We start from the raw sequence: 6631 nt of genomic DNA on the forward strand, positions 1-6631 counted from the left end.
AGTCAGGAGTCATGAGATTATACTTCTCACGACTCCCCCCCTCCCCCCGCACCCAGCCCCCACCCACCACCCCACACCCCACACCCCACACCCCACACCCCACACCCCACTTCCCTCAATTGACTGATCACTGAATTGGTCCGTCGATACTGCCGGTAAAAAATTGCTTGAGTACGGGGATTTCGGAGTGATAAGCCTCTTGAGTCGGTCCAACCCATTGAAATTGACCTTTATAGAGAAAAACGATGCGATCGGTGGTATTTTCGATGGTGCTATGGACGTGGGTGACAATGAGATGGGCCCCACAGGCTTTTTTTACCTTGAGAAGTTCCATAATTACCGTCTGGATGCGGGTAGAAGCAACCGGATCGAGTCCGGCAGTGGGTTCATCGTAAAGGAGAATGTTCGGTCGATCGGCGGCGATCGAGGGATCGCTGATAATTGCTCTGGCTAAACTGACGCGTTTTCGCATCCCTCCGGATATTTCAGAGGGATAGAGGTCGTAGGAACCGGACATTCCCACTAAATCCAGTTTTTCTTCCACTAAATCGCGGATTTCGGCTCGTTTTAGCTTTGAGTTGCGATAGAGAGCAAAACCGACATTTTCCCCGACGGTGAGGGAGTCAAAAAGGGCCGATTGTTGGAAAACTAGACCAACACCGAGGGGATCTTCCCCCTGTTCTACGGTTCTCTGCCGTTTTGTGCCGTAGATGTACACTTCTCCTCGATCGGGGGCAAGTAATCCGGCGACTAAGCGCAAAATCGTCGATTTTCCCGTCCCGGATGGACCGATCACGCCGATCGCTTCCCCTTCGTACACTTTCAGATCGACGTTATTTAAGATTACTTTCTTGCCGAAAGCTTTGGTTACTCCCCTTAATTCGACGATCGGTTCGCGCATCACCATCTAGAATATCTTTACAAAAATCCCCTTTTATTGTAGGGCAACGACCCGATCTTTCTTTTTTTTCTTTTCTGGTTTTATGGTTCGCGATTCTATCTGCATTTCGGGAATCTCTCGCAATTCTTCAGCATCTAACCGATATTGTTCGCAGACAAGACTCAGACGAATACCAGAACAGCTAACGGGATTAACTGAATGGGTGAGATCTCCTTGAAAGAGGATCAGGGTGTTAGCACAAGGACGAATCTGGGCCACGGAACGATTGCCTGTTGCTAGTACCAGTTCCCCCCCTTGAATATCTTTAGGAACCTGCACATAAAGGACGCTAACTAGGAGCGGAGGATCGATAGTTTTACAATAGGAGCGCAGGGAGCGATCGATATGGGGATCGACTCGTGAACCGGTTTGTAGGAGTAAGGGGTTAAGATAAAAAGCGTTGCAGTCAGCTTGTAAACTGCGATCAAGATAGGGTTTAAAATAGGGAAACATTCGTTCGACTTCGCTGATTTGTGTGCGTCGAAAAGCGATAGAAAAGCCTTTGGTTTTAACGAAATCTCGATTTAAATTGTTAACTGTGAAGTGGGGACAAGCGAGAATCTGTCCTTGTAGTTCGCTCAGATAACTGGGAGTAAAAGCGTCGGGATATTGGGAATAGTAAGGCACGGATAGAATCGCAACGGTATGGCAATCTTTAGGATAGCTTGTTTTTAGGGGAGATGGGGATAATTTCGATAGCAGCTATTCAATTATCTTTTTTTTCTCAAAGTCCGATAATTTGCTCAAGGAAATTTTTAATAAGCTTGATGCTCTCTAATTCTAGGATTTTCTCATCTAGCCAGCGATTATCTTGTAGGGAAACTTGTAGGGCTTTACCCGGTCTTAATATACTACTAATACTGGATATAATTGCTTTCTTTTCACCTGCTGGTTTTTTAAAATCTTCGAGATCATTTTTAGTTAACTGATTCCTGTCAATACTTTCTATGTAGGTTTGAGAAAGATTGAGTAAATCAGGATAATTTATCTTAGCACATTCGAGGAGAATATCTTCTAAAGTTCCTTGCTCACGATTGTTAGGAGCGATGAAAATACCACAGCGAGGCGAATGATTGTTAACTTGACCAATTTGAGAAGGTGGTAGCAAATTTGGTAAGTCAATATCCGATAACTTAGTAATTAGTTTATTGAACCTTTCTTGAGGTGTTTCCCTGTAATCAGCATCGGCAAAAATCCCCACACTAAAAAGCTGTGAAGGTTGAATAAACTTGAGACTTTCTTCGATGGTTTGCGCTATGCGTGTATCGCCAATAGCACTATGTAAAGCGATTGATAATTGCTCATTTTGAACAAAAGATGGTACTGGTACTCGTTTGGTTAAATCATCATCTACTGGATAACCTTTCGGGATAAGTTTTTCCCAAAATTGATCCAATGAAGATAAATGAATAACTCGCTTTAAGCCATAAAATTTAAGGGTTCTTCGGTTTTTGTTATGCAATGGACGGGGGTTATAAGGGATGGAACCCTTATATAGAAAGGCATTTGGCGATTTTTGTCAATTATTTTTGATCTAGAACAAACTAATCAATAGAACTCTTGCCAGATAAGGATTTAGTCGATTTATGCCCCCCTATCGAACCATACCAAGTAACAAAGAACCAATTTAAGTAAACCAATTAAGAATTCGACATCCTGGGGACCTTCGACAACAATATAGCAGTATCTCACCATCTCTACCTCACATCTAACCCGCGTTCCCAACGCAATCTATGCAATAAATCGCCCGAAAATCTTTGAGGTTTTTCCCTTGGAGAATTTAACCGAAAAGCTACCACGTCTTCTATGGCCTTTTCTGACTGTAGCATGGCATCAACTGCTTCTAAACTATGGGTAGTTACAAAAAGTTGAATTCTTCTTTGATTACAGGTGTTAATTAACCAAGAAAATACACGACTTAAGGCAGAAATATGAATAGATGTCTCGATTTCATCAATTAGAAGTACCCCATCGGTAATTGTCAACAAACTCAGCACCATAACTAAGGTTCTTTTAAATCCGTCACCAAACACATAGAGAGGAGCAAAACCAAGCTGTTTATGTTCTATATAAAGAGTTGGTCTATTGTTGGGTGAAAGTATTTGTATGTCGGTGATTTCCTCGTCAAATAACCGAATTAAATCTAGGATGTCATCTTTGTTATTTTCTTCCTTTAGGATGATTTTGGATAGTCTATCTAGAATTGGTTCCGAGGACAAATAAGCAGGAAATATGGTGGCATTTTCCACCAGTATTTTTTGTCGTTTCCTTTGAATAAAGCGCTCTTTTTCCCAAAACTGAAATACTTGTTCATTATCTATACTAAGGAAACTGCCTTGCTCTAAAATATGGGCGGTAACACTTAATTCTAACCCATTGATAACCAGATCGGTTTCCGAATCGGTGGAATCATCATTGAACTTTTCTGGGTTGCCTTTTTCGTTGCTCGCACCGTAAATATCGGTGAGATTAGCTGCTAGATTTTTAATCGGTGAATTTCCAGTACACTTGATCGAAATTTGTCCTTGATAGGATGGGTTACTAGCAAGATTATTCTGACGAAAGAAAACCCATTTAATTGCTTCCAAATCCGGTCGCATTAAAAATGTTCTGCCTAGATATAATCGACGTTGAGCCACTTCTAGCCACTGAAAGGGATCGAGGGGATTACAAACAATTGAAACAGCTTCGAGAATGCTAGTTTTGCCAGAATTATTATTACCGACAAAAATGTTCACCTGTCCTAGAGAAGACAGTTCTATTTGTTCAAAACCACGATAACCACTGATTTGTAAACTTTCAAAAAGCCGAGTCATTTTTACTGGCTCCTACAATATTGCCGATAACAACTGAAATAGCTAGGATCAAAGATAAAATTTGCAATTTTTACGATAAAACCCTTGTATTATAACTCATTTGAGGCTCTTTTTTTGACTAGCAATCATTTTCCTGCCAACCCGGTCGCGGTGACTACCCCCCGTTTACAATAGTTAAGAACCAACGGCAAGCAAGAATTAACGATGCGGATTTCGATCAACTGGTTACGAGAATTAGTCAAAATAGCCCAATCTCCCCAAGAATTAGCCGAATTATTGACAATTGCGGGAATAGAAGTGGAAGAGATCGAGGATCGCCGAGAATGGGCAAAGGGTGTGGTTATTGGTAAAATTATCGATCGCCAACCCCATCCCAATGCAGATAAACTAAGTGTCTGTCAGGTGGATATCGGTCAGGAAAACCCTAGTACAATTGTCTGTGGTGCGCCCAATGCTAGGGCTGATATTCTAGTTCCCGTGGCTACTTTGGGAACTTATTTACCTAAAATCAATTTAACGATTAAACCGGCTAAATTGCGGGGGGTAAAATCGGAAGGGATGATCTGTTCCCTCGCAGAATTAGGATTAACTAAAGATTCTGAAGGAATCCACATTTTTAGCCAGGAAAATCTCCCTTTAGGTACAGATGTTCGTCCCCTTTTAGGACTCGATGAGGTGATTTTAGATATTTCTCCCACCGCTAACCGCGCCGATGCTTTGAGTATGATCGGAGTCGCGCGAGAAGTAGCGGCTTTGACAGGAGGAGAATTAAGCCTACCAAAAGTGAAATTAGGAGAATTTTCCCCTAAAAAAGATTTATCTCTGGAAATATCAGAAAATAAAGCTTGTCCTGCTTATATTGGTACGGTGATCGAGGGGGTAAAAATTGGCCCATCTCCGCTATGGTTGCAACAGCGTTTACAGGCTGCCGGATTGCGATCGATCAATAATGTGGTCGATATTACTAATTATGTACTTTTGGAGTGGGGACAACCCTTACACGCTTTTGATCGCGATCGTTTACAAAGTTTTGCCGGAGGTAAATCCGTTACTATTGGGGTCCGTTTTGCCGAGGAAGGGGAAAAAATTATTAGCCTTGATGGCCAGGAAAGAAGCTTAAAAGAGCTTAATTTGTTAATTACTGCCAATAACAAGCCTGTAGCTTTAGCGGGGGTGATGGGAGGTCAAGAGACGGAAGTTAACGAGGAAACCGTTAATCTTGTGCTAGAGTCGGCTTTATTCGATCCGATCGCTATCCGTCGTTCCTCAAAAGCGCAGGGTTTACGCAGCGAATCTTCCGGACGCTATGAACGCGGTGTTAATCCCGCCGCTTTGGAATATGCTTGTCAAAGGGCGATCGATTTGATTCTAGAGTTAGCTGGGGGAACTGTCAGCAGTCAGGTTAAAGCTGATTATCGTGCCGAACGGTCCAGGGGTTCGATCGAATTGCGTTTAGAACGTTTACAGCAGCTACTGGGTCAAGTTACCCTAGATGATGGTGCGATCGGTGAAATTATCGCCGAAGATGTGGAACGGATTTTAGGCAATTTGGGCTGTGAATTGCAGTTAACCTCGAAAAATCCTGTTCTGTGGACTGTGACAGTCCCAGACTACCGTTATCGGGATTTAGAACGGGAAATTGACTTAATTGAAGAAGTGGCGCGACTGTACGGATATGATCGCTTTGTCGATACTTTGCCAGCAAAAACCGCAGCCGGAGGATTATCCTTTGAGGAAACTATACAGCGTCGGCTGCGGGAAGCTTTTCGCGCAGTGGGTTTGACGGAATTAGTCCAGTATTCCCTAGTTAAACCGGAATTAGCGGAAGTTGTCCTCGCTAATCCCCTTTTTGTCGAGTATTCTGCTTTGCGGACTAATCTCCTAGACGGTTTAATCGAAGCGTTTGAGTATAATCAGTCTCAGGGTAACGGTTCCTTAAATGGCTTCGAGATCGGGCGAGTTTTCCGCTTAGAATCGGATAATATCAACGAATACGATGCAATTGCTGGTATTTTTGGCGGTGATTTCTTCCCGGCCGGACGTTGGCTGCGATCGGGTAAAGAGGTGGCCATGACTTGGTACGAAGCAAAAGGGATTTTAGAAGCAGTATTCGATCGCCTTTCGCTGACGGTAAGCTACGAAAAAGATGCCGAAGATGCGCGTTTTCATCCCGGACGAACAGCCTCTTTATGGATTGGTAAACAACGACTAGGAATTTTTGGTCAACTACACCCGCAATTGCGTCAGCAAAAGGGATTAATTGAGGCAGTTTATGCCTTTGAAATCCAGTTCCCGATCCTGTTAGCAACTCTTAGCGATAGTGCCAAAATTACCCCGCGTTTACAGGTCTATTCTACCTATCCGGGGGCTGCGCGAGATATCGCCTTCTTTGTTTCCACAGATATACCCGTAGATAGATTGACAAAAACTATCAAAAATGCTGGGGGAACTCTTTTAGAAAAAGTCGAATTATTCGATCGCTATCAGGGGCAGAATGTGCCAGAAAATCATTGTAGTTTGGCCTTTAGTTTAGTCTATCGTGCCAGCGATCGAACTTTAACCGATGAAGATGTGGAACCCTTAATGACAAAAGTGCGAGAAGCTTTAGTTAAACAGTTCCAAGTTTCTTTAAGAAGTTAAATTCAGCGATCAATTATCAGTTATCAGACATCGACCTTATATTATCTCAAGAATAATCTCACACATCGCTATCAATATCGCCTCTAATGATTACCGGCTCTTCGGGAATTGTTATGCAAATAATTAACTTAAAATAAAATTCGATGAGAGCAACTACGCTCAAAAGTAGCTGAAATTCATACAGGAAAGGACTTAAGGCACAAATAGGTTAATACCAAAAGATAGACAATTGAGT

The 6631-nt window shown here is 42.5% G+C and carries 5 protein-coding genes; 1 reads left to right on the forward strand and 4 read right to left on the reverse strand.

All coding sequences use genetic code 11. The features are described 5' to 3' along the window. Positions 1-127: 127 nt before the first annotated feature. The 4 genes from O9332_RS09675 to O9332_RS09690 all read right to left on the reverse strand — a co-directional run bounded on the left by O9332_RS09675 (position 128) and on the right by O9332_RS09690 (position 3756). Positions 128-907 (reverse strand): ABC transporter ATP-binding protein, encoded by a 780-nt coding sequence (locus O9332_RS09675; RefSeq protein WP_002763710.1) that lies wholly within the window; start codon positions 905-907, stop codon positions 128-130. Between the two features lie 27 nt (positions 908-934). Continuing rightward, on the reverse strand, positions 935-1567 hold the full coding sequence (locus O9332_RS09680) for a 2OG-Fe(II) oxygenase (RefSeq protein ID WP_012266408.1): 633 nt from the start codon (positions 1565-1567) through the stop codon (positions 935-937). Between the two features lie 97 nt (positions 1568-1664). Continuing rightward, positions 1665-2336 carry a DUF3226 domain-containing protein gene (locus O9332_RS09685; RefSeq protein ID WP_288025157.1) on the reverse strand — a complete coding sequence of 224 codons (672 nt, stop codon included), beginning with the start codon at positions 2334-2336 and terminating at the stop codon, positions 1665-1667. Between the two features lie 301 nt (positions 2337-2637). Next, complete coding sequence (locus O9332_RS09690) at positions 2638-3756, reverse strand: AAA family ATPase (RefSeq protein WP_147072001.1); 1119 nt, start codon at positions 3754-3756, stop codon at positions 2638-2640. A 204-nt stretch (positions 3757-3960) separates the two neighbouring features. On the opposite strand from O9332_RS09690, the gene pheT reads away from it, so the two are divergent. Next, positions 3961-6396, forward strand: a complete 2436-nt coding sequence (gene pheT, locus O9332_RS09695) for a phenylalanine--tRNA ligase subunit beta (RefSeq protein WP_002763714.1) — start codon at positions 3961-3963, stop codon at positions 6394-6396. Positions 6397-6631: the final 235 nt, after the last annotated feature.

This window comes from Microcystis sp. LE19-10.1B, from assembly GCF_027530565.1.
Classification (GTDB): Bacteria; Cyanobacteriota; Cyanobacteriia; order Cyanobacteriales; family Microcystaceae; genus Microcystis; species Microcystis aeruginosa.